Genomic DNA, 26619 nt, shown 5'->3' with positions numbered 1-26619 from the left:
CGCGGCGACCCCCGATCACCCCAGCAGGTCGGGCCGTTGCCAGTCCTCCCCGCGCAGGTGGTGGGCGAGGAACGCGAGCACCGTCGAGTACCAGACCTTGGCGTGCTGCGGCTTGAGGATCCAGTGGTTCTCGTCGGGGAAGTAGAGGAACTTGTGCGGGGTCGCCCCGTCCGGTTCGGTCGAGCGTGACAGCAGGTCCCACCACAGGTGCAGGGCCTCACCGATCGGTACGCGGTAGTCCTTGTCGCCGTGGATGACGAGCATCGGGCTGGTGATGGCGTCGGCGAAACGGTGGGGGGAGTGGGCGTCGGTCATCTCCGGCGTCAATTCCCGGGACCAGTAGTGCGCGGCGTCCGTGGTCGGCAGCATCTGGTCGAGCGACCACAGCGACGCGTGCGTGACGATCGCCGCGAACCGGTCGGTGTGCCCGGCGATCCAGTTGGCCATGTAGCCACCGAAGGAGCCGCCCATGGCCGCGGCGCGGTCGGCGTCGATGTCGGGCCGCTGCTGCGCGGCGTCCGTGATCGTCATCAGGTCCGTGTAGGGGGCGTCGCCCCACTGCCCCCAACCACGGCGGATGAAGTCGATGCCGTACCCGGTGGACAGCGCGAAGTCGGGCATGAGTACCGCGTACCCCTGAGCCACGGCGATCCAGGCGTTCCACCGCCACATCCAGGAGTTGAAGGACAACATCGGTCCACCGTGGATCCACAGCAGCAGCGGGGCGGGTGTGTCCGGGCCGGCGCCGTCGGGCAGCGCGAGCCAGGCGCGCAGCGGGGTGCCGTCCGCGGCGGTGGTGGTGACCTCCTCCAGCCGTCCGGGCACCCGCACGTCCCGGCCGAGGGCCTCGGCCGGACCGCGCAGGCGCTCCACCGGGGACACTCCGTCCAGGGAGATCCGGACGGGGCAGGGCGGAGTGTCGATGGTCGAGCGCAGCGCGTAGACCCAGCGCCCGTCCGGTGACACCTCGGGACAGGTGTAGGCGCCGTCGTCCGGGGTCATCCGGGTGACGTCTCCGGTGGCGGCGTCCACCCGCCACAGCGGTGAGCGGCCGTGGTCGTCGGCGGCCACGATGAGTGCGGTGCCGTCCGGCGTCCAGCGGGCGGAGTGCGGCCAGCGGTCCCAGTCGCCGGTCAGGACCCGTACCGGGCCGCCGGCGACCGGGACGAGGCCGAGCCACGCGTTTCCGGGGTCGTGCGGCGAGGTGCGCCGGTTGACGACGATCGCGGCCTGCGTCCCGTCGGGGGACACCCGCATGACCCAGTAGTTGTGGTCGACGTCGTCGGCCAGCGTCCGGCGCTCGCCGGTCGCCATGTCGACCGCCGCCACGGTGTACCGCTGCGATCCGGCGGGTTCGGGCACCACCCACGTGGTGGCCACGGTGCGGCCGTCGGGGGTGATGTCCCAGCTGCAGTCGTAGTTCAGCGAAGGGCCGACGTGGCCGGTGAGGTCACGCAGCTCCAGCGGGGCGTCGGCGAGCGTGACGTCCTCCGTGAACTCGGCGGCGAACAGGCGGGTCTGGTCCGGCCCGAGGTCCTGGTCCCAGTGCCGGACCGGGTACTGCTCGTGCAGGATCGCCGAGACCCCGGCCTCCTTGCGCCGCGCGCGGAACTCCTTGTCGGCGGCCGCGTCGGTGGACGAGGGCATCAGCGCCGAACCGAACACGATCGTGCCGGTCCCGCTCACGACGACGCCGCGGACGCCGCCCGGTGGGGTGGCCACCACCCGGGCGTCGCCGCCGCCGGCGGGCTGCGACCACAGAGCCGTTGCCGGCTCCTGGTCGCCGCTGTCCGGGTCCGGCCTGGCCGAGGTGAACAGCAGGTCACCGGAGGGGGTGAAGGCGGCCGCCGACTCGCCGGGGCCGCTGCGGGTCAGCCGGCGGGCCGGGCGTGCCCCGTCCGGGTCCACCTCCCACAGTGCCGTGGTGTACCGGGTCCGCTTCTGGTCGGGGGTCGCCACGCCCACCACGAGCCGCCGGCCGTCGGGTGCCAGCCACAACCCGTCCAGCCGGGGCAGATCGACGAACGCGTCGAGATCGGAGAAGGGATCGGGGGGCTGGAGGGCCGAATCGATGATCACCGTGCCTTTGTACCAGCACCGTGCCAAGCTCCGGTCGTCGCCTTGAGCAGGCAACCTGAAGGTCTGTTCAGGCGCCTCACGGTCGGGATCGGTCGCCGCCGCGCAGGCCGGTGTGCGCGGCGGGAACTGCCTGTCGACTGCCGCCGATGCTGCCGCCGGGCGCCCGCATGCCGCGCCTACCTTCGTCGGGTACCCCGTCGTGTCGTCCGCAGAGGAGCAGGCCATGCAGGTGGCGAATCCGGCTCCGGACGGGCGCCGCCACGTGGTGCTCACGAGCATGGAATCCGACTCGCACACCTGGAACCTCGTCTTCCTCCAGCTGGTGCTGGAGGAGCTGGGATACCTGGTGACGAATCTCGGCGCCTGCGTACCGGATCAGGTCCTGTTGGCGGAGTGCCTGTCACCGGTGCCGGACCTCATCGTCATCAGCAGCGTCAACGGGCACGGCTACAACGACGGGATGCGGGTCATCCCGCTGCTGCGCAGCCGCCCCGAGCTGGCGAGCGTGCCGATCGTGATCGGCGGCAAGCTGGGCATCGGCGGCGCTGCCGACGCGGACCACCCGGCGGCGCTGCTGCGGGCGGGCTTCGACGCGGTCTTCGCCGACGGCGGCGGGGTCGAACCGTTCCGGTCCTATGTGCGGGCGCTGCCTTCGCGGGCGGCGGCATGAGCATCGACACCGTCGGCGCGGGCGGCCTGCCAGGCGCCCCCGGTACGGGTCCGCTCGCCCCCGGCCGGGCGGCCGGTACCGGCTTCGGTGCCTTCGTGGCGCGGGCGAGGGCCGCGGGTCGCCTGGTGGTGCAACCGCGGATGGGCATGGGCGACCCCCGCCGGATGCGGGAGGGCCTGCTCGCCACCCGCGGGGCCGACGCCACCTCGGCCGGCACCATCACCATCGACAGCTACACCCGGGTCGGCAACGACGCCGCCGCCCGGCGGGCCCTCGCCGACGGCGTCGACCTCAACGGCTACCCGATCGTCGGGCACGGCGCGGCCGTCACCCGCGCGGTCCTGCACGGCGTACGCGACGACTCGTTCCCGGTCCAGGTGCGGCACGGCTCCGCCGCACCACAGCGGATCTTCGCCGCACTGGTGGCCGCGGGGCTCGACGCCACCGAGGGTGGGCCGGTCTCCTACTGCCTGCCGTACAGCCGCACGCCGCTGCGCGAATCCGTGGCGAACTGGGTGCAGTGCTGCGAACTGCTGGTCCGGTTCGCGCGCTCCGGCGCCGAACCGCACCTGGAGACGTTCGGCGGCTGCATGATGGGCCAGCTCTGCCCGCCGGGCCTGCTGGTCGCCCTCAGCGTGCTCGAGGCGATGTTCTTCTACCAGCACGGGGTGCGCAGCGTGTCGCTGAGCTACGCGCAGCAGACCGACGCGGAGCAGGACGCCGAGGCGGTCCGGGCGCTGCAGCGGCTCGCCGCTGAACTGCTGCCCGACGCCGACCGGCATGCCGTGATCTATACGTACATGGGGGTGTATCCCCGGACGCCGGCCGGCGCGCGGGCGCTGCTCGTCTCGGCGGCGCGGCTGGCCGTGCGTTCCGGCGCCGAGCGGCTGATCGTCAAGACCGTGGCCGAGGCGCACCGGATACCCACCATCGCCGAGAACGTCGCGGCGTTGGAACTGGCCGCGGCGGCCGCGGCGGCTGAGCCGCGCGGCGCCCGGCCGGTCGGCGACACCGGGGTGTACGCGGAGGCCCGGGCGCTGGTGCAGGCCGTCCTGAACCTCGACGCCGACCTGGGACGGGCGCTGGTCCGCGCGTTCGACCGCGGCTACCTCGACGTGCCGTACTGCCTGCACCCGGACAACGCCGGGCGCAGCCGCAGCTACATCGACTCCGCCGGCCGGCTGCGGTGGGCGGAGATCGGGGCGATGCCGATCGGCCACCTGGTCGCGGCTTCCCGGCCACGCCGCGTCACCTCGGCGGCGCTGCTCGGCGCCCTGTCCTATGTGGAGCACAAGTACGACCGGGCCGCGCTCGTGCGGCCGGCGGCGCAGCCCCTCCCGGGATACGACCGGGTGCGGTGCGCGGACGGAGGAGAGATGGCGGAGCACGATGACTGAACACCACGGCACCGGGGTACCGCCCGGATTCCCCGCCTCGCCGCGGGAGCACCTGTCGTCCCCGGTCACCCGTACGGTGCTGCGGATCCAGTACCGGATCCTGGACGCCGCGCGCGAGTACCTGCGCGGCGAGGGATTCACCGAGCTGCTGCCCCCGCTGCTCGGTCCCGTGACCGACCCCGGCGGGCGGGGGTCCAAGCCGATCGACGTCGACTTCTACGGCCACCGCTACAAACTGATGACCAGCGCGATCCTGTACAAGCAGGCGTCGCTGCTGGCCTTCGACCGGATCTTCTACATCGCCCCCAACGTGCGGATGGAGCCGCCCGAGACCGCCTCGACCGGCCGGCACCTGGTGGAGTTCCACCAGATCGACGTCGAGGTGGCCGGCGCCGGCCGCGACGACGCCACCCGGCTCGCCGAGGGTCTGGTCCGGCACGCGGTCCGGCGGGTGGTCGACCAGCTGCCCGCCGAGCTGGAGCAGCTGGGCCGCGACGCCGGCGCCTTCACCGAGCTGCTGGCTGCGCCGTTCGGCCACCGGACGCACGCCGACGCGGTGGCGGAGCTGCACGCGATGGGCCACCCGCAGAGCCCGGACGGCGAGATCGACTGGCAGGCCGAGGTGAAGCTGTCCGGCAAGGCGAGCGGGCCCTTCTTCGTCGAGGACTACCCCAAGGGCTCCCGCGGCTTCTACGACCGGGAGGATCCGGACCGGCCGGGCACGCTGCGCAACTTCGACCTCATCGCGCCCGAGGGCTACGGCGAGCTGTGCAGCGGCAGCGAGCGCGAATCCGCGTACGAGCGGATCGTCACCCGGATGCGGGAGACCGGTGAGAATCCCGCCAAGTACGGCTGGTACCTGCAACTGGCCCGCGACGGCATCCCGGCCAGCGCCGGCTTCGGGCTGGGCCTGGAACGGTTCACCCGGTACGTGGCCGGGCTCGACGCGGTGTGGCAGGCCAACGCGTACCCGAAGCTGGCCGGGGTGACCTCGCCGTGACCGGCCTGCGCACCTCGCGGTTCCCGGAGGCAGAGGTCCGGGACCGGGCGCGGCGCGGCGCCGCCGCTGTCTTCCCGGACGTCGCCGGCTACGGCCGCACACTGTACGGGTCGGAGCCCGCCGAGCGCGCCGACGACGTCCTCGACGCGATGCGGCTGGTGCCGCCGGTGTTCATGCCCCAGCGGCTGGAGAAGCTGGTGGAGCTGGCGCGCGAGCCGCTCTACTCGGACGTGGACCTGCGCACGACGGTCGGCGGGTTCGCCGCCCCGCTGCCGGTCTACCTGTCGGCGTTCGGCTCCACCCGGGTGGCCAGCGCCGACCTGGGCCTGGCCGCCAGCGGTCAGGCCGGCGCGCTGGGCATCCCGATGGTGATCGGCGAGAACGTGTACGCGGCGGGCGGCTACCGCAGCTCCGGCGGCGCGCACCGGTCGCTGCTGGACCGGATCGCCGGGTACGCCGACGCCCTGCCCGCCGGGCTCGGCGGCCTCGCCGTGCAGCAGAGCACCGAGGACGCCGACTGCGAGGTGTGGAACCTGGTCTACAGCGACCCGGCGGCGCAACCGCTGCTCGACACCGGACGGCTGGCATTCGAGCTGAAGACCGGGCAGGGCGCCAAGCCCGGCCTGGGCGGCATGACCGTGCTCGACGGCGCCGCCGCGGCCCGCGTCGAGGACCTCTACGCGATCGACCCGGTGTTCGGCCCCGACGCCGGGCGGGTGCTGCGCAGCAGCTCACCCGGCACCTTCACCGACGAGATCCTGCGCCAGCAGATCCGGTTCATGCGCAACAACTTCCCGCGGGCCCGGGTGTGGGTGAAGCTGCACCCCGGCCGGGACGTGCGGGAGGCCGCGGCGGTGGCGTGGCAGGCCGGCGCGGACGCCGTCACGGTGGACGGCGCCGAGGGCGGCACCGGCTGGGCACCGCTGTCGTTCCTGCACCAGGTGGGTCTCCCGCTCGGCGAATGCCTGCAGCGGATCGGCCGGCCGGACGGCTGCCTGCTGGTGTCCGGCCGGATCTGGGAGGGCGCACGGGCCGCCAAGTGCCTGGCCCTCGGGGCGCGGGCGGTGGGGCTCGGCCGCGCCGGGCTGCTCGCCGTCGACGAGGATCCGTCCGCCGGGCTGCGGCGGCTGGTCGAGGGTCTCGCGCTGGAGCTGCGGCTGCTGATCAGCGCGCTCGGCAAGTACCGGCCGGACGCCCTCGGCGCCGAGGACGTCTGGCCGGGCGTCGCCTCCCGGCCGGAGGACGCCGTGCGGGTCGGCTGACCGGGCCGGGTCAGCCGGTCGCGCCCGACGTGGTCGGTGACGGGCGGTGCTGCTGTGCCGCGGCGGCGTACTCGGTGAGCGCCGCCCGGCCCGGCCGCTCCGTCTTGATGATGAGGCTCGCCACGTGCTTCTCCACCGTGCGCGGCGAGATGTGCAGCCGGGTGCCGATCGCCCGGTTGTTGAGCCGCTCGGCCAGCAGTTCGAACACCTCATATTCGCGTACGGTCACGCTGAGCGCCCGCAGGGTGGCGGGTACCCGGTCGGCGCCGGTGCGGCGCTGCGGAACCGACGCCCCGATCCGGCGCAGCAGCCCCCGGCAGGCGCTCGCCACGGCGGGTACGCCGGCGCGGTGGAAGTGCTCCTCGGCCCGGCGCAGCCACCCCTCCGCGTCGCCCCAGCCGTACCGGTGCGCCTCCTCGGCGACGAGCCTCAGCCCGAGGTGCCGGGCGGTCGGGAACGGCTCGGCCGCCGCCTGCGCCACGGCCGCGGCCGCGTCGGCTGCCGTACCGTCGCCGTCGCGGCCGAGCAGCACGGCCCGGGCCAGCTCGACGAAGATCTGGTTCCACCGCATCTGGCCCGCCGCCACGCCGGCGACCTGCGCCAGCTCCGGCCAGCCGGCCCGTCCGGCCAGGACATCGAGCAGCAGATACAGGCCGTGCCGACCGGACAGGTGGAACGTCGACGGGTTCTCCCTGTCGATCTCGGCCGCGGCCTCCAGCTCCCGGCCGAGCTGGTGGGTGTCCTCCTCCAGCAGCGCGCAGAACACCCGGGCCATGCCCACCGCGAGCGGCAGTTCCGGCGAATGCTCACCGTCCCAGCGCTTGAACTCGTCCAGCGCCTGCGCCATCTCCGCCCGGTCGGCGCGGTGCGCGGCCAGGGTGGCCCGGACGACCAGTGCGTACCGCAGGATGGAGAGCAGGTGCAGCCGGCTGGTGGATCGCTCCACCTCGGCCAGCTGGCGGGCGGCGGACTCGACATCGCCGGTGAGCACCGACTGCATGGCGAGGATGGCGTCCACGGTCAGGCTCGCGGTGATCGCGCCGACCCGCATCGCCTCCCGGCCGGCCCGCCGCAGCCCGCTCGTGTCGCCGTCGGCCAGGCAGCGGTTGCCGCCCAGCCGAACCATGGCGTAGATCCGGGCGATCGGCAGCCGGTGCTGTTCGGCCAGCAGGACGGCACGGTCGAAGCAGGTGTCGGACTCCGCCAGATCGCGGCCGCGGGCCAGCGTCCCGAGCAGCTGCCAGGCCTGGCACGCCACCTGCGGCAGCGGCACCCGCTCCGCCGCGACCACCGCCCGCCGCGCCAGATCGGCGGCGATCTCGTTCCGGCCCGGGCTGGGGGAGTCGAGGGCGAGGAACGCCGCGACGGTGTCGATCGGGGCGGTGTCGGAGTCGGCGCCGTCCTCGCCGAGCAGCAACCGCGCCTTTCTGATCTGGACGATCCCGTCGGGCCACCGCCCGGCCGAGTGGGCGACCTTGGCGAGCCGGGTGTGCAGGGCGGCGCGGCGGCGCGCGGCGAGGCCGGCCCAGCCCAGCTCGTCCAGCGCCTCGGCCAGCTCGAACGCCCGCTCGAACGCGCCGGACTCGGCCAACGCCGGCAGCAACGCCTCCAGGATGTCGGCGCGGGCGCGCGGGTCGCGGCTGTCGGCGGCCAGCTCCCGCGCCCGTTCCAGCAACGTCACCGCCGAGCCGGCGGCGCCGTCGTCCAGCGCCCGCCGGCCGGCCTGGGCGTAGCGGCGGGCCGCCTCGACGGGGTCACCGGCCGCCTGCCGCAGTGCCGCCACCATGGAGCACCAGTGACCGGGCAGCTCGGGATGCAGTGACTCGATCACGTCGGCGGCGCGGCGGGACAGCTGGGCCCGGTCGAGCGGGGTGAGCTGCGCCAGCAGGGCCCGCGGGGTGGTCGGATGGCGGAAGGCGAACCAGTCCGGTGCCGGCTCGTCGGGCACCACGAGCTGCGCCTCGATCGCGGCCTGCACTCGGGCATGGGTGGCGTCCTCGGCGGAGCCGAGGACCCGCTGCACCACCGACAGGGGGAACCGGTGGCCCAGGGTCGCGGCGGCCGACAGCAGCATCCGGCCGGGCGGTCCCAGCCGGTCGATGCGGTGCGCCACACCGCGGACGAGCGTGGCGGGCACGTCGGTGCGCAGCTCGCCGACGACGCGCCAGCCGGTCGCACCGCGGACCAGCACGCCGTTGTCGACCATGGCGTGCAGCAGTTCCTCGGCGATGAACGGGTTGCCGGCGCTGTGCTCCCACAACCGCCCGGCGACCGCGTCGGGTACGCCGCCGCGTTCGGTGCCCAGGGCGGCGGCGACCAGCAGGTACACCTCGTCGCGGTCCAGTGGTGGCAGCTCCAGTACCCGCCCGGTCTGCCGCCGGGTCGCGGAATGGGCCAGGTCGCGGGCCTCGGACGGCTCGCCGCCGACCGCGGCGAGCAGCACGACCGGCTGCCCGGCGGCGTTGTCGACGAGGTACTCCACGACCGCGAGCGTCTCGGCGTCGGCGTCCTGGAGATCCTCCAGCACCAGCAGGCAGCCGGCGTCACGGCCGAGCGCGGCGAGCAGCCGCAGCACCGCCTCGGCCAGCACGATCAGGGAGTCGCCGTACTGGCCGTCGGGATGGCCCCACTCGGGCATCAGCCGGCCGAGCACCGGACGGTACGGGGCCAGCTCCAGATCCTGCGGCAGCGGCCGCCCGCGGAACCGGGAGAGCAGGGCCTCGGTCAGTGGCCGGAACGGCACCGTGGGCCCGACCGTGCTGCCCCGGCCGCGCAGCACCTGCATCCCCGCGGCGGCCGCCCGCTCGGCCGCCGCCAGCGCCAGCCGCGACTTGCCGATGCCCGGCTCGCCCATGAGGAAGACCGCACCCCCGAAGCCCGTCCGGGCATCGGCCAGCGCCCGCTCGATGGTGTCGAGTTGCGCATTGCGGCCGATAATGAATGGTGCTCGGGTTTGCATATCGAAGAGCCTAGTTACCGGCTGCTAGTCATGAGAATTCGGCGGGCATCCGGACTTGTCGGACTTGCAGTTCTCCGGCGGCGACCCCGCCCGGGTGGCGTTCGCGGCGCCGGGCACCGGCCGAACGGGAGGCCGGCTGGGCGACGCCGCGGCGTGCCGCACCGGGTCACGCCGCGGCGTCGGGGCTCAGGACAGCGGAGGATGGATCGTGGTGTCCCCGATGCTGACCGCGACCACCGTGGACAGGCCGACGGCCAGGCTGAACCCGGCGAGCGCGCGGGCCCGCGCACCGACCCGGCCGCGCCGGCCCAGCATCATCTCGCCGGCCGGGTGATCGGTCACCGGCGCGGCAGCGGTGCCGGCATCGGAGCCCTCGGTCGTGCCGGCGCCGGCAACGACGGAAAGCGGAACGGTCTTGTCACACCACATTCGTGTGCTCCTTTTTGCGGAAAGGTGATGGAAAGGGGTAAAGATTCGGATGAAACAGGGTCACCGCAGTAAAACCGAGGGGACCCGGGCGCCGTATCCGATTCGGAGCAGACCGTATCCGAACCCGGCAAGTCCGGTGAGCAGGCCCGGCGGGGTCGGGCCGCCGGGGGCGCCGCACCGGGCCCGGCCGCGTTCCAGCGCCGTGAGCACGGCGTCCGTGCGGCCCTCGCGGGCGGCGAGGGCGCCAGGGTGCCCCGCCCCGTCGAGCGCGGTGAGCACCTCCGCCACGCCGAGTTCGCCGTGGCACAGGCTCGGGTCGGCCGACACCCCGGCACCGGTGGCGGCCGCGATGTACCGGCGGGCCGCCGTACCGTCCACATCGGTCAGTGCGGCACCGGCGAGCGGACCGCACCAGCCGAGGTCGGCCGGCCCCTCAGCGGACAGGGCGGGCCGGTCGGCGGGCGGGTGAGCGCGCAGCGCCCAGGCGACGCCGGCGGCGCCCCACGGCAGACCGGCGCCCGGCGGCGCGGGCAGGTGGGGCAGGCGTGCCGCGTACTCGTCGGCGAGGCGGCCGGCCGCCGGCAGGCCGGTCTCCGCGTACACGGCCCGCATCGCCACCAGCCCGCCGGCGAGACCGGCCGCGAGACCGGCCCGTTGCTCGTCGGTGTCGTCGGTGCGGACGTGTGCGGCCAGTTCGACGGCGGCCGCGCACCAGCGCCCCAGCTCGGCGTCGTGCAGCAGGGTGGCGGTGCGGGCCAGGACGTACGCGATGCCGCCGAGACCGTCGAAGAATCCGCAGCCGGCGGCGTCGGCCAGCTCGGGGTCGGCCGCCAGCCGGTTCAGCAGCAGCGGCACCGGGTGCAGTGCGGCCCGGATCAGGCCCTCGTAGCGCCGGTCGCCGGTGATCGACGCCAGTTCGGCGAGGAACAGGGCGATTCCGGGATAGCCCTCGCCGAGACCGGCGTTCAGCGGGGCGAGCGTCCAATGCCGGTTGTCGAGGCGCACCAGCCCGGCCCAGTTCGCCCGTGCGCCGTCGCGGTACGCGCTGTCGGCCAGCTCGGCGGCGATCCGTTCGGCGGCCGCCAGCAGCCGGCTCCGCGTCCGGGCGTCGTCGCCCCCGCTCCGACCGGCCGCGGGTGATCCCGGCGGCGCCGCGGCGGCCGGGGCGCCCCCGTGCCGGACCGGTCCCGCGGCCAGCGCCGCCGCGATCACCCACTCCTGCTCGCGCCGGTCCCGCGGTCCCATCGCGCGAATCTTGGCGACGGCCGCGGACAATCCCGTCACCGGCAGCACCTCGGGCAGCCGGGTGCCGTCCGAAGCCCACAGGTCCCGGCTGTCCGGCCGGCCGGTGAACAGCGGGACGTCGCCCCGCCACAGGTCCTCCAGCTCGGCCGGGACCAGCCGCGCGCGGTCCGGGTCCTCCGCGGACTCGTCCCACAGCAGCCCGAACGCGCGGTCCCGGTCGCGCGCGTCGCGTAGCACGCCGGGATGCGTGGACTCGTCCAGCAGCGTCGCGTAGTCCGCGCTCGGCCGGGGCACCACCCGGATCGGCGCCGCGGCGCACCCGTCGAGCAGGGACACCAGCTCGTCGGCCCGCGCGGCGATCGCGTCGTAGCCGGCCCGGAACCCGGCCAGCAGGTCCGCCCGGTACTCCCGCGGATCCGCCGCCCGCTCGCCCAGCCGGGGACGGTTGTCCGCACCGGCGACGGCGGCGACGCGGCGCACCAGGCGCATCGTGTCGGTACCCGGATCGGCCCAGGCCACCACCTCGGCCGGATACCGCTCGCCGCCGAGCCCGGACCGGTCGACCGTGCCGTGCTCGCCCGGCAGCGCGGTGGGCAGCAGCCCGGTACGCCGTACCGAGCGGGTCAGCGCGTGGGCCGCCGGATCGGGGCCCGCCCCGGACGGCGGCAGCAGATCCGGATGGAACAGCGTCTCGACGTCCACCAGCAGCGGCTGGTCACCGCAGGCGAGGACGTTCTCGCAGTGCATGTCCGTGCCGTCCAGCGCGTACAGCAGGGCCAGCAGCGCGCCCTGCCGGCGGTAGAAGAGCGCGAGCCCGGCGGCGTCGGCGCACGGGCGCGGGCGGACGTACTCCTGCCAGCCGTAGCCGGGCCGGGTCACCATCGCCACGGTGGCCAGGTCCAGCCCGGCGACCCTGTCGAGCCAGTGGACCAGGTCGTTGAACCGGCGGTGCAGCGTGAGCGGCCGCGGCTTGTAGACCACCGTGGCGCCGTCCGCGAAGCGCAGCAGCGCGACCGCACGCCCGCCCCCGTGCCCGTCGCCGCAGGGCTGTACCGCGCTCAGCGCACCGGGATCGTCGCCCAGCAACCGCCGTACGATCGTCGACCGGTCGGCCGTGTACCGCTCGATCGTCTCGGCCAGGGCGTCGGCCGCCTGGCTGCAGTGCCGGCCCAGCAGCCGGGCCAGGACCGGGTACCGGCCGAACAGGCCGGCGAGGCCCGGCCGGGTGCCGAGCCCGGCGGTGAACGCGGCGAACCGTTCCGCGCCGGTGGCGCCGGTCAGCCGCCCGGCCCGGCGGGCGTCGTGCAGCTCCGACACCAGGGTGCGCACGGCCAGCGTCGCCAGGCGGCGACCCAGCCCGGCGGCCCATCCGGCGTACACGGCGGCCGGGTCGACGTCGGCGGCGGCGCCGACCCGCCGCGCGACGCGGTCGCGGGCCGCGTCCACGAGAGGCCGCAGCGCGCCGGCGAACGCGTCGCGCCAGTCGGCGTCCGCGGGGCCTGCCTGCGCCCGCGCCGGAGCGTCCGCCACGGCTCGCGCCACGAAGTCGGCCCAGTCCGGGCACCCGGCCAGCCGGTCGGATCCGGTGCAGCCGGGCGCCCACCACCGCGGCGGAAGGTCCGCGGCATCGCGGCCGTCCAGGAGCGCGGTGTCGGTCATGGATAAAGATTCGCAGGCCGCCGCACCACCCACATGGGTAGTCACTGCCCAGATTCCGAGCGTCACCGCGAAAGCGCAGGTCAGCCGAGTGCCGGCCGGACCGGCGGGGCACGGTGCGGCGCCGGGGGCGCCCGGCCCGCTGCGCGATCACCCGGCCGGGACCCGGGCGCGGCGCCGAATATGGGGGGACCGGTCCCTGTGCGGCGGGTACGTACCGGTGGCACTGTCGGCGGTGATCTTGCGACACCCCGGTCGTGGGTTCGCAGGACGCCAGCCAAGGAGGGCGCAATGGACACCCGTCATCGCGTGGATGACTTCGGCACGCTGCTGCGGCGCCACCGCATCCGGGTGCGGCTGACGCAGCAGCAGCTGGCGGACTTCTCGACGCTCAGCGTCCGCGCGATCCGTGACCTCGAACGCGGCCGGGCACAGCGGCCACGGCCCGACACGGTCCGGCTGCTGGCCGATGTGCTGCGCCTCGACGGGCCGCACCGCGCCGACTTCGAACTGGCCGGACGGGGCGGCCCCGAGCAGGGCGAGCCGGACCGGGTCGACCCGGCCCGGCTGCACCCCCCGGTGCCGGTCACCCCGATCATCGGCCGCGACGCCGAGGTGTCGGCCCTGGAGGAACTGCTCACCGTGGACGGCCAGCGGCTCGCCGCGGTGGTGGGCGTGGCCGGCGTCGGCAAGACCCGGCTGCTGATCGAGGTGGCGCGGGTGGTGCGGGAGAACGCCGGCTGGCCGGTGCTGTGGCTCCCCGCCGCCGAGGCCGCGGTCCTGCCGGCCGCCACCGTCGCCGCCCTGGCCGAACTCGTCGGGGACCGGCACGCGCTGGTGGTCGTCGACGGTCAGGCCACTGCCCGCCCGCCCGGCGCGGTGCTGGAACTGCTGCACCACTGCCCCCGGCTACGGGCGGTGACCACGGCGCTCGTGCCGGGCGGGATCCCCGCCGAACAGGTCTTCCCGCTGGCGCCGCTGGAGGTGCCGGCGCCGGGCGCCGAAGCCGACCCGGCCGCCCTGGCCCGCGTCGGCTCGGTCCGGCTGCTCACCCTGCTGCTGCGCCGCAACCGGCCGGGCTTCCGGCTGCACGCCGACAACGCGGCGGTCGTGGCGGGCCTCTGCCGTTCGCTCGACGGCATCCCGCGCGCGCTGGCGCTGGTCGCGAGCTGGAGCCTGGTGCATCCGCCGGAGCAACTGCTCGACGAGGTCACCCGGAACCCGTTCGCCCTGTCCGCCCCGGTCCCGGCGGCCGGGGTCGACGCCGGGCTGCGCGAGTCGCTGCGGCGCAGCCTGGACGCCGTCGAACCGGCACTGCAGCCGCAACTCACCCGCCTCGCCGGGCTGCGCGGCAGCTGGTCCATCCCGGAGGCCGCGCGGCTGACCGGCAGCCACGTGGCCGAGCTGGCCGGGGCCGTGCACGCCCTGATGGTGCAGGGCCTGGTACGCCGGCGCGCCGAACGTGCCGCCGGCCACTTCTCCGTGCTGAACCTGGTCCGCCAGATGCACGCCGAGCCCCGGTGGGCCGAGATCGCCGTGCCCGCCTCAGTCCCCTCCGGCCGTACGGGCGAAGTCCTGGTGCGGTGACCGGCGGCGGCGATCCGTACCGGCCGGAGGAGGTTCCGGTGACCAACCTGACCCGCGCGCAGCAGCACCTCTGGTACCGGGAGCAGCTGGCGGGCCCCACCCGGACGTCACACGTGTCGGTGCTGCTCCGGCTGCACGGCGAGCTCGACGAGGCCGCCCTGTGCCGGGCGATCGGCGACGTGACGGCCCGCCACGACGTCCTGCGCAGCCGGTACCCGGCGGTCGGCGGGCACCCGTACCGGGATGTGCTGGCACCGGGGGAGGTGCCGGCGGTGACGTTGGTGGACTGCGCCGAGCACGAGCTGGTGGCGGTGCTGGACCGGGCCGGTCGCCGGCCGTTCGACCTGACCGCCGCGGCACCGGTCCGGGTGATCCTGTACCGGCTGGACAAGCCCGCGCCCGGCGCGGTCCGGCGCTCGGGTGCGTCACCGGTGGGCCGGTGGGCGCTGTTGCTGGTGGCCCACCGCATCGTCTGGGACGGGGCGGGCCTGGCCGCGTTGGTCGGCGAACTCGGCGCGGCCTACACCGCCCGTCGCCACGGCACCGCGCCGGTGTGGCCGACCACCGCCGCGCCCGATCGGTGGGACGCGGCTCTCCGCGCCCCCTCGCTGCACCCCGCTGGAGTCCGGCCCGCTGTGGTTCGTGGCGTCGGCGGGCTCCGGCGCGACGAACCGGCGGGTCTGCCGGCCGGGCTGCGACTGCCGTACGACCGGGCCCGCCCGCCGGTGGCCAGCAACCGGTGCGGGTCGGTGCCGCTGCGCCTGTGTCCCGTGGCCCGCGCGCGTCTGGCCGGGCTGGTCCGGGCGGGCCGCGCCACGCCCGCCACGATCGGGCATACGGCCCTCGCCGCGCTGCTCACCCGGCTCGGCGTGGGGACCGACATCCCGATCGGCGCGGTACCGGAACGGTCCTCTACGCGGCCCTTCGCCGTGCCGGCCGCCACGATGCTGCTGCGCGTGGACACGTCGGGCAACCCGAGCTTCCACGACCTGCTGACCCGGGTACGGGCCACCGAACTTGCCGCCCGCGCGCAACGTCAGGAACCACTGCGCGCGGGCCGGCCGCCGGTGCAGGTGATGGTGATGACGGCCGAGCCGCCCGTACGGATGAGCCTGCCCGGCCTGGAGGTGCGGGCGCAGCGGCTCGACCCGGAGGTCACGGACTGCGACCTGGCCGTGGTGCTCGCCCCCGAGGGCGTCGGCACCGGTCCCACCGGCCGGCTGCGGTACGCCACTGACGTCTTCGACCGGACCACCGCCGCGAGCCTCGCGGACCACCTGGTCCGGCTGCTGGACGCGATGGCGGCCGAGCCGGATGTCGGCCTCGGCGCCGTCGAGGTGGGGCGGGACGATGCCCGCCGTGCCCCGATCGGCGGGACGCCACCGGGCAGCCGTCTGTACATGCTCCCCACCGGCCGGTAGCCGGCGCGGCAGAGTGACCCCGGCGTCGGCCGGGCGTGCCCGGCGTGATCCGTGGCTCGTCCGCAGGGGCTGATCCGGCCGGGCGTGCGTGGCTGATCCGCGGCTTTCCGCAGGGGGCTGATCCGGCTGGGCGTGCGTGGCTGATCCGCGGCTTTCCGCAGGGGCTGATCCGGCCGGGCGGCCGTGACCACGTGCGGATCACGGCCGCCCGGCGGCATCGTTTCCGACCGGCGCGGGATCAGCTCACCCGGCGCGGTCGGGGCGCTGGGCGACTATGGCTGGTCGGCCAGGTGGGCGGCGATCACCTCGCCGATCGCGGCGATCGGCGCGGGCTGGGTCAGTTCGCCGTGCCGGGCGGCCACCGGGTGGACCTGGAGCCGGCCCCCGACGTAGCGGCGCCACGCGTCGGGCGTCGGTGCGCCCGGCCGCCGGCCCTCGGTGGCCTGGAAGAACAGCACGTCACCGTCGAACCGGCCGGGACGGTGCGCGGCGGCGAGCGCGCCGTTGCCCGCGAAGACCGTCGGCAGTCCGGCCAGCGTCGCCGCGGGAAGTCCGGCGAGCGGGCCGCCGGCGGCCCGGACCCGGCGGACGAACTCGGCGTGGTCCAGCGCAGCGTCGTCGGGCAGGTCGGTGAGGTCGTGGCCGAGCGAGACGAGCAGCGCGGCGAGCGTCTCCCGATCCGCCGGGGCGGCCCCGGGTGAGGTGACGGCCTCGTCGGTCGCCCGGCCGGCCGACGGGTAACCGTCCAGCATGGCCAGCAGGCCCACCTGTTCACCCTGCTCGCGCAGCGCGACCGCGACCGCGTGCGCCACCTGCGCGCCGAACGACCAGCCGAGCAGGTGGTACGGGCCGTTCGGACGCTGCTGCCGGATCCGCTCGACGGTGTCCTTGATCAGCTCGTCCATGGTCGCCGGCCGGCGGTCCGGGGCGGTGAGCCCACGCGACTGCAGGCCGTGCACGCCACGGGACGCCTCGATCCGGGGGAGCAGCCCGGCGTACACCCAGCCGATGCCCACGGCCGGCGGCAGGCAGAAGACCGGTGCCCGGACGCCGTCGGCGCGCAGCGCGATCAGGACGGCCAGGTCGTCCGGGTCCGCACCGCCCGGTCGCCCGGCGCGGGCGGCACCGTCCAGCCGGGCGGCCAGCCCGGCCACCGTCGGCGTCTCGAACAGCGCCCGGATGCCCAGGTCCACGCCGAGTTCCCGGCGGATCAGGCTGATCAGGCGGGCGGACAGCAGCGAGTGTCCGCCGAGGTCGAAGAAGCTGTCGTCGACGGAGACCTCGTCGGTCCCCAGCACCTCGGCGAAGAGCCCGCGCAGCAGCCGTTCCCGGGCGGTGCGCGGCTCCCGGAGCACGCGGGCCGGGCGCGGCGGCGCGGGCAGCGCCGCGACGTCCAGCTTGCCGTGCGCGGTCAGCGGCAGCGCGTCCACGACCACCAGGTGCGTCGGGATCGTGTGGGCGGGCAGGAACGCGGCGGCATGCGCGCGGACCCGCGCGAGGTCGAGTCGACCGTCCGCGCCGATGCGGTCCGCGTCGGCTCCGGCCGCGCGAGCACCGTCCGTGGTGGGCGCGACGTCGCTCGCGGCGGGGACGAGGTAGCCGACCAGGTGGTCGCCGCGGGCCACGGTCGCCGCCTGCCGTACGCCGGGGCAGTCGGCCAGCACCGCGTCGACCTCGCCCAGCTCGATCCGTACGCCGCGGATCTTGACCTGGTCGTCGACGCGGCCGACGAACTCCAGCCGGCCCCGGCGCCAGCGGACCACGTCACCGGTGCGGTACATCCGGCGGCCGGGGCCGTCGAACGGGTCGGCGACGAACCGGACCGCGGTCAGCCCCGGACGGCCCAGGTAGCCGCGGGCCAGGCCGTCGCCGGCCAGGTACAGCTCACCGGGCACGCCCTCCGGCACCGGGGACAGGTACTGGTCCAGGACGTACGCTCGCGTGTTCGGCACCGGAACGCCGATGTCGGGCAGCGCGTCGCCGGTCGGTGCCACGTCGGCGCCGGTGGCCATCACACTGCACTCGGTCGGCCCGTACCCGTTGACCAGGCGGAATTCCAGGTCGGCCGGGGGGCGGCGGCGCAGCCGGTCGCCGCCCGCGGTGACGGTGCGCAGGGCGGCCCGGCGCAGGGCCGGCTCGTCCAGCATCGTCTCCAGCCGGGGCGTGGGCAGGAACGCGGTGGTGATCCCGGTGTCGGCGAGCCACTCGGCGAGCCGGCCCGTGTCGGTCAGCGCGGCCTCCGGCGGCAGGTGCACCGAGGCGCCCGCCGACAGGTGGGGCCACACCTCGAAGACCGCGGCGTCGAAGCCGAGCGCGGCGACCTGGCTGGCCCGGTCCTGCGGGCGGACCGCGTAGGCGCGGCGGAACCAGGCGCACAGGTGCGCGAGCCCGGTGTGGTCGACCACGACTCCCTTCGGTGCGCCCGTCGAGCCCGAGGTGTAGATGACGTACGCGGCGTCGCGGGGATGCGGTCGCAGTGCCGGTGGATCGGCCGGCCGGGCCGCGATGTCGGCCGCTTCCCGGTCCAGGCGGATCACCGTCGGCGCCGGCCCGTCCCCGGTCGCCGGCTCCGCGCCGAACGGCACGTCACCGCGGGTCAGCACGACCGCGACCGCCGCGTCCCGGCACATGTACGCCAGCCGGGCGGGCGGGTAGCCGGGGTCGAGCGGCAGGTACGCCGCCCCGGCGCGCAGCGCGGCGAGTTGCGCGATCACCTGGTCGAGCCCGCGCGGCAGGCAGACGCCGACCAGGTCGCCGCGGCGCACACCGGCGTCGGCGAGCCGCGCGGCCAGCTGGTTGGCCCGTGCGTCGAGGTCCCGGTAGCGCAGCACGCCGTCCGGGCCGGCGACCGCGACCCGGTCCGGGTCGGCGGCGGCGTGCGCGGCGACCAGGCTCGGCACGTCCCGCCACGGGCCGAGGTCCACGGCGGTGTCGGTGCGGCGTACCAGCAGGTCGTGCCGCTCCGCGGGGGCCAGCAGGTCGAGGCGGCCGATCGGCCGGTCCGGGTCGGCGACCGCCGCGGTCAGCAGCCGGACGAGCCGGTCGGCGATGCGGCCGACGGTCGGCGGGTCGAAGACGTCGGTGCGGAACGTGAGCCCGCCGCCGATGCCCTCCGGCCGGCCGGGCACCAGCTCGTGCAGGGACAGCGCCAGGTCGAAGGTGGAGGTGCGCACCCCCACCGGTACGCCGGAGACCGTCAGGCCGGGCATGCGCGGGTCGCTGTCCTCGTTGTTCTGCAACGCCAGCATCACCTGGAACAGCGGGTGCCGGGCCAGCGAGCGGGCCGGGTTCAGCTCCTGCACGAGGCGTTCGAACGGCACGTCCTGGTGCGCGTACGCGCCGAGCGAGGTCTCCCGCACACGGTCCAGCAGCTCGCGGAAGGTGGGCGCGTCTCCGGTGTCGACGCGCAGGACGAGGGTGTTGACGAAGAATCCGACGAGGTCGTCGAGGGCTTCGTCGTCGCGTCCGGCGACCGGGGTGCCGATCGGGATGTCGTGTCCGGCGCCGAGGCGGCTCAGCAGCGCCGCGAACGCCGCCTGCAGCACCATGAACAGCGTCGTCCGGCTCTGCCGGGCCAGCGCCAGCAGCCCGCCGTGCAGGGCCGCGTCGATCGTCACCGGCACCGAGTCGCCCCGGTTGTCGGCGACCGGTGGGCGCGGCCGGTCGAACGGCAGCGCCAGCTCGTCGGGGAGCCCGGCCAGCCGCTCCCGCCAGTACCCGACCTGAGCCTCCAGCGGCGACTCCGCCGCCGAGGGAGCCGACCCCGGCGACGGCAGGGGCTCCGGCCCGTCGCCGAGCACCTCCTGACGCCACAGCGTGTAATGCCGGTACTGCACCGGCAGCGGCGCCCACTGCGGCGCCGCCCCGTCGAGCCGGGCGGTGTACGCGGTCGCCAGGTCGGCGGTGAGCCGCCCCATCGACCAGCCGTCGGTGGCGACGTGGTGCATCACCAGCAGCAGCACGTGGTCGCCGCCGGGCGTCGCCAGCAGCTCCGGCCGCAACGGCATGTCCACGGTGAGGTCGAAGACCGCGGCACCGGCCGCCTCCAGCGCGCTCGCCAGTGCATCGTCGTCGACGTGCCGGACCGGCAGCGGGAACGGCGTCCCGGCGGCCGGCGCGGGCAGCACCCGCTGGTACGGGTGGCCGTCCACCTCCGGGTACACGGTGCGCAGCACCTCGTGCCGGGCGACGACGTCGCCGAGCGCCGTGGCCAGCGCGTCCGTGTCGAGGACGCCGGTCAGGCGCAGCGCGCAGGTCAGCGCGTACCCGCTGGTGCGGGCGTCCAGCCGGTTGAGGAACCAGAGCCGGCGCTGGGCGGGCGAGAGTCCGACCCGCTCCGGCAGCGGCATCGCCCGCAGCGGGGCGCGCGCCGGCCGTCCGGTGTCGACGGCGCCGGTGAGCCCGGCGACGGTGGGCGTACGGAAAAGGTCGCGGACGCTCAGCTCGACGCCGAGCGCTGCGCGCACCCGGCTGATCAGCCGGGTGCCGAGCAGCGAGTGCCCGCCGAGGTCGAAGAAGTCGTCGTCGATGCCGACCCGGTCCACGCCGAGCAGGCCGGCGAAGATGTCGCAGAGGATCTCCTGTACCGGGCCGCGCGGCGCCCGGTAGGCGGCTTCCGCGGTGACCGGTTCGGGGGCGGGCAGGGCCCGCCGGTCCACCTTGCCGTTCGGGGCCAGCGGCAGCGCGGGCAGCCGGAGCACCACCCGGGGCACCATGTACCCCGGCAGCTGGGCGGCCAGGTGCCGGCGCACCTCGGCCGGATCGGCCTCGCCCACGACGTACCCGACGAGGGAGGCGCCACCGGAGTCGGTGTGCAGGGTCACGACGGCCTGGACCACCCCCGGGCATCCGGCGGCGACCGCGGCCACCTCGCCGAGCTCCAGCCGCTGCCCGCGGATCTTGACCTGGTCGTCGGCGCGCCCGAGGTATTCCAGCCGGCCGGCTCCGGTCCAGCGGACCAGGTCACCGGTGCGGTACATGCGCTGTCCTGGGGCGCCGTGCGGGTCGGCGACGAACCGCTGCGCGGTGAGCCCGGCCCGGTGGAGGTAGCCGTCGGCGAGCTGGTCGCCGGAGAGGTACAGCTCGCCGGGGGCGCCGGGCGGCACCGGGGCGAGCCGGGCGTCGAGCACGTGCGCGCGGGTGTTCCACACCGGGTGCCCGATCGGGACGGTCCGGGCGCCCGCGACGTCGGCCGAGTACGGCTGGTGCGTCGCCTCGACCGCGACCTCCGTCGGTCCGTAGAAGTTGGACAGCCGGGCCGGCAGCGCGGCGGTGAACCGGGCGGCCAGCTCCGGGGTGAGCGCCTCGCCGCCGCAGAAGACCTGCCGCAGCGGGCTGTCGGCGACGGCGGCCGGTTCGGCCAGGAACGCCTCCAGCATCGCCGGCACGAAGTGCGCCACGGTGACTCCGGCGGTGCGGATCAGCGCGGCGAGGTACGCCGGGTCGCGGTGCCCGTCCGGCCGGGCCAGCACCAGCGTCGCGCCGGTGATCAGCGGCCAGAAGAACTCCCAGACCGAGACGTCGAAGCTGGACGACGTCTTCTGCAGCACCCGGTCGTCGCCGCCGAGCGGATAGTCGTGCTGCATCCACAGCAGGTGGCTGACGATCGCCGCGTGCGAGGTCAGCACGCCCTTCGGCCGTCCGGTCGACCCGGACGTGTAGATCATGTACGCGGGGTGCCGCCCCGAGACCACCGGCAACCGGCCGTCCTCGGCCGCATCCAGGCCGGCCAGCACCGACGGCGTCAGCACCAGCGCCGGTCGCGCGTCGGCCAGCATGAACGCGATCCGGTCGGCCGGATAATCTGGGTCCACCGGCAGGTACGCCGCACCGGCCCGGTGCACCGCGTGCACCGCGACGATCAGCTCCACGGAGCGGGGCAGCTGGACCGCGACCAGGTCGGCCGGGCGCACGCCGCGCCCGCGCAGCGCCCGGGCCAGCGCCTCCACCCGGCCGTCCAGGTCCGCGTACGTGATCTCCTCGTCGGCGTACCGGACCGCGACCGCCGACGGGGTGCGGGCCACCCGGGCGGCGAACAGCTCCGGCAGCGTGGTGTCCGGCACCGGCACGTCTGTCGCGTTCCACCGCGCCATGCGCTCCCGGTCGGCCGGGGTGAGCAGGCCGATCGCGTCGATGGGCGCGTCCGGGTCGGCGGTCACCGCGTCGAGCAGCAGGATCAGACGCTCCACCATGGACTCGGCGGTGGCCCGGTCGAACAGGTCACCGGCGAACGAGAGCGAGCCCGTCACGCCGTCCCCCTCGGCCAGCGACAGGCCCAGGTCGAACTTGACCGCATCCGAGTCGAGCAGTTCCTCTGTCACGTCCAGGCCGGGCAGCCCGCTCTCGCCGTCGCCGGTCTGCTGCAGCACCAGCATCACCTGGAACAGCGGGTGCCGGGCCAGCGAACGGGCCGGATTGAGCTCGTGCACCAGGCGTTCGAACGGCACGTCCTGGTGATCGTAGGCACCGAGATCGGTCTCCCGGACCCGGTCCAGCAGCTCCCGGAAGGTGGGGCCGCCGGCGGTGTCGACGCGCAGGACGAGGGTGTTGACGAAGAATCCGACGAGCTGGTCGAGGGCTTCGTCGGCGCGTCCGGCGACCGGGGTGCCGATCGGGATGTCGTGACCCGCCCCGAGCCGGGTCAGCAGCGCCGCGAACGCCGCCTGCAGCACCATGAAGAACGTCACCCGGCTGTCCCGGGCCAGCGCCCGGATCCGCCGGTGCAGCGCCGGGTCGATCGTCACCGGCACCGAGTCGCCCCGGTGGCTGGCGACCGCCGGGCGGGCCCGGTCCGTCGGCAGCGACAGCTCCTCGGGCAGGTCGGCGAGCTTCTCCCGCCAGTACGCCAGCTGCCGGGCGAGCACGCTGTCCGGGTCGTCCGGTGCGCCGAGCAGCTCGCGCTGCCAGAGCGCGTAGTCGGCGTACTGCACCGGCAGCGGCGTCCACTCCGGAGCGTCGCCGGCGGCGCGGGCCGCGTACGCGGTGGCCAGGTCGGCCAGCAGCGGCCCCATCGACCAGCCGTCACCGGCGATGTGGTGGGTGACCAGCAGGAAGACGTACTCGTCCGGTGCCACGTCGAACAGGTGCGCGCGCAGCGGCGGCTGCACCGCCAGGTCGAACCGGCGGCCGAGCGCGTCGGCCAGCGCGTCCGCGTCGTAGGCGGCCCGGTGCAGCTGCGGCCGGTGGGCGGGCAGGACCCGCTGGTAGGGCTCGTCGTCGTGCACCGCGAAGACCGTGCGCAGCGACTCGTGCCGGTCGGTGACATCCGCCAGCGCGGCTTGCAGCGCCCCGGCGTCCAGCCGGCCACGCAGCCGCAGCGCGTACGGCATGTCGTAGGCTCCGTTGTCCCCGTCCAGTTGCAGGATGAACCAGAGCCGCCGCTGGGCGTAGGACAGCGGCACCCGCTCCGGCCGCGCCTGCACCCGCAGCGCGGGCCCGGGCGACCCGTCGCCGGCGTCGGCCTCACTCGCGGCGGCCGCGAGGCGGGCGGCGAGGCCGGCCACGGTCGGGGCCGCGAAGATGTCGCCGATCGCGACCGGCACCCCGAACGACGGCCGGATCCGGCTGAGCAGCCGCACCGCCAGCAGCGAATGCCCGCCGCGGGCGAAGAAGCCGTCGTCCACCCCGATCCGCTCGACGCCGAGCACCTCGGCGAAGAGCGCGCAGAGGATCTCCTCCCGCGCGTCCCGCGGCGCCCGGTAGGGCCGTTCCCAGTCCGCGCCGGCCGTCGCCTCGACCACCGTGCCGACCAGGGCGCCGTCCGCGCCGTCGGCCCGGTCGGGGGTCGACCTCGGCGCATCGGTCGCCGCCTCTTCGGGTACGCCGGGCTTCCCGGGTACGGCGCCGAGTGCGGCCGGTGCGCCCGTGTGCGGCGTGGCCACGGCCACGGTGGGGTCGGCCGCGACGTCGGTGAGCAGGTCGACGTAGGCCGCGACGATCCGGCCCGCGGTCGCCGGGTTGAACAGGTCGGCGGCGAACTCCAGGTGACAGTCGAGCCCGTCCGGGGTCTCCGCCACGGTCAGCGACAGGTCGAACTTGGCGGTGCCGGCCACGGTGTCCTCGGCCCGCGCTCCGAGCCCCGGCATCGACATGCCGTCTCCGGTGTCGCCGGAGAGGTAGGACAGCAGCACCTGGAACAGCGGGTGCCGGGCGAGCAGCCGGGGCGGGTTGACCGCCTCGACCACCCGCTCGAACGGCAGGTCCCGGTGCGCGAACGCGTCCAGGTCGGCGTCCCGGACCCGGTCCAGCAGCTCCCGGAAGGTGGGCGCGTCGCCGGTGTCGACGCGCAGGACGAGGGTGTTGACGAAGAATCCGACGAGGTCGTCGAGGGCCTCGTCGTCGCGTCCGGCGACCGGGGTGCCGATCGGGATGTCGTGGCCGGCGCCGAGCCGGGTCAGCAGTGCGGCCAGCGCGGCATGCACCACCATGAACAGGGTGGTCTGGCCCTGCCGGGCCAGCGCGGCGAGCGCGTCGCGGGTAGCGGCGTCCACCCCGGCGCGGACGTGGCCCTTGCGGTGGCTGGGGCGCGCCGGCCGGGGCCGGTCGGCGGGCAGGCGCAGCTCGACCGGCAGCCCGGCGAGCGCTTCGGTCCAGTACGTCAGCTGCCCCGCGACCAGGCTCTGCGGGTCGTGTTCGGCGCCGAGCAGGGCGGCCTGCCAGCGCGCGTAGTCGGCGTACTGCACCGGCAGCGGCGCCCAGGCGGGGGCGGTACCGGCCCGGCGGGCCAGGTAGGCGGTGTCGAGGTCGCGCAGCAGCGGCGTCAGCGACTCACCGTCGGCGGCGATGTGGTGCAGGCAGAGCAGCAGCACGGCCCCGTCGCCATCGTCGGTGTCGCCGCCGTCGGTGGGGAGGAAGAGGGTGGCCCGCAGCGGGATGTCGGTCGCCAGGTCGAAGGGCGTGGCCGCGGCCGCCGCGTGCCGGTCGGCCAGCTCCGCGCGGGCGAGGCGGACCACGCTGAGCACCGGGCCGGTCTGCGCGCGTACGTGCTGGCGCGGGTCGCCGTCCGGCGCGGAGTAGACGGTGCGCAGGATCTCGTGCCGGATGACCAGGTCCCGGCAGGCCGCCGCGAGCGCGTCCACGTCCACCGGGCCGGTGAGACGCAGCGTCAGCGGAATCGTGTAGGCCCGGTCCTGCCCCTCGACGCCGGCCAGGAACCAGAGCCGGCGCTGCGCGTAGGACAGCGGGGCCCCGTCCGGCCCGGCGTCCGCACGGTCGGCGGGCAGGAGCGGGGGCCGGGGCGGGCCGTCGGCGGCGGCGTCGAGCGCGGCCAGCACGCCCGCGACGGTGGGGGCGCGGAACAGCGTGCGTACGCCCAGTTCGGCCCGGAACGCGGCGCGGATCCGGCTGATCAGTTGAGTGGCGAGCAGCGAGTGGCCGCCGAGGGCGAAGAAGCCGTCGCGCACCCCGACGTCCGTACGGCCGAGCACGTCCGCGAAGAGTCCACACAGGATCTCCACCCGCGGGTCGTCGGCGCGTGGCTCCGGTGCCACCGCGGCCTGCCCGGCGCCGATCGGGGCGCTGCTGACCGCGTCGGTCGCCGGAGCGTCGCGGGTGCCGATCGCCGGGATGTCGCCGGCGTCGAGGGTGCTCAGCGGGGCGTCCGGGTCGGCCAGCGCGGCGCGTACCAGCCGGACCAGACCGGCGGCGAGCGCTGACATCCGGTCGGCGGAGAAGCGGTCGGCGGCGTACTCGAACTGGCAGTCGACGCCGGCCGGGGTGCCGCCGGTGTAGCGCTCGGCGAAGACGACACTGAGGTCGAGCTTCGCGGTCGGCAGGTCGATCGGCTCCGCGGCGACCGTCAGGCCGGGCAGCCGGGGCGGGTCGCCGCCGTCGGTCTGCTGCACCAGCATCACCCGGAACAGCGGGTGGGCGGCCGACATCCGGTCCGGGGCGAGCCGGTCGACGAGACGCTCGAACGGGGTGTCCTGATGGGCGTAGTCCGCCAGACCGGTCTCCCGGATCCGCGCCAGCAGCTCCCGGAGGCTGGGGTCGCCGCCGGTGTCGGTACGCAGCACCAGCGTGTTGACGAAGAATCCGATCAGGTCGGCGAGCACCTCCTCGGAGCGCCCGGCGACCGGGGTGCCGAGCACCACGTCCGGTCCGGCACCCCACCGGGAGAGCAGCGCGCTGACCACCGCCCGCAGTCCCATGAACGGGGTGCAGCCGGCGGCGCGGGCCATGGCCAGCAGCCCGGCGTGCAGCTCGGCGGGCAGCGTCACCGCGACGATCCCGGCGTCCGCCACGGATTCCTGCCCGGCGCCGGGCTCGCCCGGCAGGTCGGTGGGCAGTGGCATCGGGGCGGGCAGGTCCGCGAGGCGGCCGCTCCAGTAGTCGAGCTGGGCGGCGAGTGGGCTGTCCGGGTCGTCCGGGTCGCCGAGCACCTCGCGTTGCCAGTCGGCGAAGTCGCCGTACTGCACGGCGAGCGGCTCCCAGTCCGGCGCGGTGCCGGCGTGCCGGGCGGTGTACGCGGTGGCCAGGTCACGGCCGAGCGGGCCGAGCGACCAGCCGTCGCAGGCGATGTGGTGCAGCACCAGCAGCAGCACGTGCGTGTCCGGCCCGAGGGCGTAGAGGGTGGCGCGTACCGGAAGGTCGGCGGCGAGGTCGAACGGCCGGGTCAGCTCCGCCCGCAGCAGACCCGGCAGCGCCGCCCCGGTGACCGGTCCGGGATGGACGGCCAGCGGAGCCGCGTCGACGGCCCGGACCCGCTGCCGGGGTACGCCGTCGTCGGTGGGGTAGACCGTGCGCAGCACCTCGTGCCGGTTCAGCAGGTCGGTGAGCGCGGCGCGCAACGCCGCCCGGTCGAGCGGTCCGTGCAGGCGCAGCGCGAACGGGACGTTGTAGGTCGCGCCGGGCCCGTCGAGCTGATCGAGGAACCAGAGGCGCTGTTGACCGAACGACAAGGCACGCACGGCGAAC

The 26619-nt window shown here is 75.5% G+C and carries 11 protein-coding genes; 6 read left to right on the top strand and 5 right to left on the bottom strand.

Features of this window, described 5'->3' with window-relative positions; translation table 11 throughout:
* Nucleotides 1-15: 15 nt before the first annotated feature.
* Nucleotides 16-2079 carry a prolyl oligopeptidase family serine peptidase gene (locus ACMCNN_RS18130; protein WP_412741693.1) on the bottom strand — a complete coding sequence of 688 codons (2064 nt, stop codon included), beginning with the start codon at nt 2077-2079 and terminating at the stop codon, nt 16-18.
* 223 nt (nt 2080-2302) lie between these two features.
* Between ACMCNN_RS18130 and ACMCNN_RS18125 the strand changes: the two genes are divergently transcribed.
* From ACMCNN_RS18125 to ACMCNN_RS18110, 4 genes are read left to right on the top strand one after another with little or no spacing between them, the layout of a single operon-like run.
* On the top strand, nt 2303-2749 hold the full coding sequence (locus ACMCNN_RS18125; protein ID WP_412741692.1) for a cobalamin B12-binding domain-containing protein: 447 nt from the start codon (nt 2303-2305) through the stop codon (nt 2747-2749).
* The gene (locus ACMCNN_RS18120; protein WP_412741691.1) at nt 2746-4146 is read left to right on the top strand and encodes a methylaspartate mutase; all 1401 of its coding nucleotides are present in this window, start codon (nt 2746-2748) and stop codon (nt 4144-4146) included. Before ACMCNN_RS18125 ends, ACMCNN_RS18120 begins: the two co-directional genes overlap by 4 nt.
* Nucleotides 4139-5146, top strand: coding sequence for an asparagine synthetase A (locus ACMCNN_RS18115; protein ID WP_412741690.1), 1008 nt, complete (start codon nt 4139-4141; stop codon nt 5144-5146). The genes ACMCNN_RS18120 and ACMCNN_RS18115 overlap by 8 nt, the downstream gene beginning before the upstream one ends.
* Nucleotides 5143-6408 (top strand): glutamate synthase-related protein, encoded by a 1266-nt coding sequence (locus ACMCNN_RS18110; RefSeq protein WP_412741689.1) that lies wholly within the window; start codon nt 5143-5145, stop codon nt 6406-6408. Before ACMCNN_RS18115 ends, ACMCNN_RS18110 begins: the two co-directional genes overlap by 4 nt.
* Nucleotides 6409-6418: 10 nt before the next feature.
* Here ACMCNN_RS18110 and ACMCNN_RS18105 read toward each other — a convergent pair whose 3' ends face one another.
* The 3 genes from ACMCNN_RS18105 to ACMCNN_RS18095 all read right to left on the bottom strand — a co-directional run bounded on the left by ACMCNN_RS18105 (nt 6419) and on the right by ACMCNN_RS18095 (nt 12700).
* Nucleotides 6419-9367 carry an ATP-binding protein gene (locus ACMCNN_RS18105; RefSeq protein ID WP_412741688.1) on the bottom strand — a complete coding sequence of 983 codons (2949 nt, stop codon included), beginning with the start codon at nt 9365-9367 and terminating at the stop codon, nt 6419-6421.
* 186 nt (nt 9368-9553) lie between these two features.
* On the bottom strand, nt 9554-9796 hold the full coding sequence (locus tag ACMCNN_RS18100) for a hypothetical protein (protein WP_412741687.1): 243 nt from the start codon (nt 9794-9796) through the stop codon (nt 9554-9556).
* A gap of 60 nt (nt 9797-9856) precedes the next feature.
* Nucleotides 9857-12700, bottom strand: a complete 2844-nt coding sequence (locus ACMCNN_RS18095; protein WP_412741686.1) for a type 2 lanthipeptide synthetase LanM family protein — start codon at nt 12698-12700, stop codon at nt 9857-9859.
* 288 nt (nt 12701-12988) lie between these two features.
* Here ACMCNN_RS18095 and ACMCNN_RS18090 point away from each other — a divergent pair, with 288 nt between their 5' ends.
* Together ACMCNN_RS18090 and ACMCNN_RS18085 are read left to right on the top strand one after the other, a co-directional pair.
* Nucleotides 12989-14284 carry a helix-turn-helix domain-containing protein gene (locus ACMCNN_RS18090; protein WP_412741685.1) on the top strand — a complete coding sequence of 432 codons (1296 nt, stop codon included), beginning with the start codon at nt 12989-12991 and terminating at the stop codon, nt 14282-14284.
* A gap of 38 nt (nt 14285-14322) precedes the next feature.
* Nucleotides 14323-15705, top strand: a complete 1383-nt coding sequence (locus ACMCNN_RS18085; protein ID WP_412741684.1) for a condensation domain-containing protein — start codon at nt 14323-14325, stop codon at nt 15703-15705.
* 272 nt (nt 15706-15977) lie between these two features.
* Here the strand turns inward: ACMCNN_RS18085 and ACMCNN_RS18080 are convergent, their stop codons facing one another.
* Nucleotides 15978-26612 (bottom strand): amino acid adenylation domain-containing protein, encoded by a 10635-nt coding sequence (locus ACMCNN_RS18080; protein ID WP_412741683.1) that lies wholly within the window; start codon nt 26610-26612, stop codon nt 15978-15980.
* Nucleotides 26613-26619 lie beyond the last annotated feature (7 nt).

Origin of the sequence: Krasilnikovia sp. MM14-A1004, from assembly GCF_047159485.1 — a bacterium.
Classification (GTDB): domain Bacteria; phylum Actinomycetota; class Actinomycetes; order Mycobacteriales; family Micromonosporaceae; genus Actinoplanes.
Note: the sequence above shows the minus strand (reverse complement) of the source record. Positions and strands in the feature narration are given on the sequence as shown.

What these genes read in the sequence shown, in the direction of transcription:
- ACMCNN_RS18125 (WP_412741692.1), top strand. Translation starts at nt 2,303, where the DNA reads ATGCAGGTGGCGAATCCGGCTCCGGACGGGCGCCGCCACGTGGTGCTC.
- ACMCNN_RS18120 (WP_412741691.1), top strand. Translation starts at nt 2,746, where the DNA reads ATGAGCATCGACACCGTCGGCGCGGGCGGCCTGCCAGGCGCCCCCGGT.
- ACMCNN_RS18115 (WP_412741690.1), top strand. Translation starts at nt 4,139, where the DNA reads ATGACTGAACACCACGGCACCGGGGTACCGCCCGGATTCCCCGCCTCG.
- ACMCNN_RS18105 (WP_412741688.1), bottom strand. Translation starts at nt 9,367, where the DNA reads ATGCAAACCCGAGCACCATTCATTATCGGCCGCAATGCGCAACTCGAC.
- ACMCNN_RS18100 (WP_412741687.1), bottom strand. Translation starts at nt 9,796, where the DNA reads ATGTGGTGTGACAAGACCGTTCCGCTTTCCGTCGTTGCCGGCGCCGGC.
- ACMCNN_RS18095 (WP_412741686.1), bottom strand. Translation starts at nt 12,700, where the DNA reads ATGACCGACACCGCGCTCCTGGACGGCCGCGATGCCGCGGACCTTCCG.
- ACMCNN_RS18090 (WP_412741685.1), top strand. Translation starts at nt 12,989, where the DNA reads ATGGACACCCGTCATCGCGTGGATGACTTCGGCACGCTGCTGCGGCGC.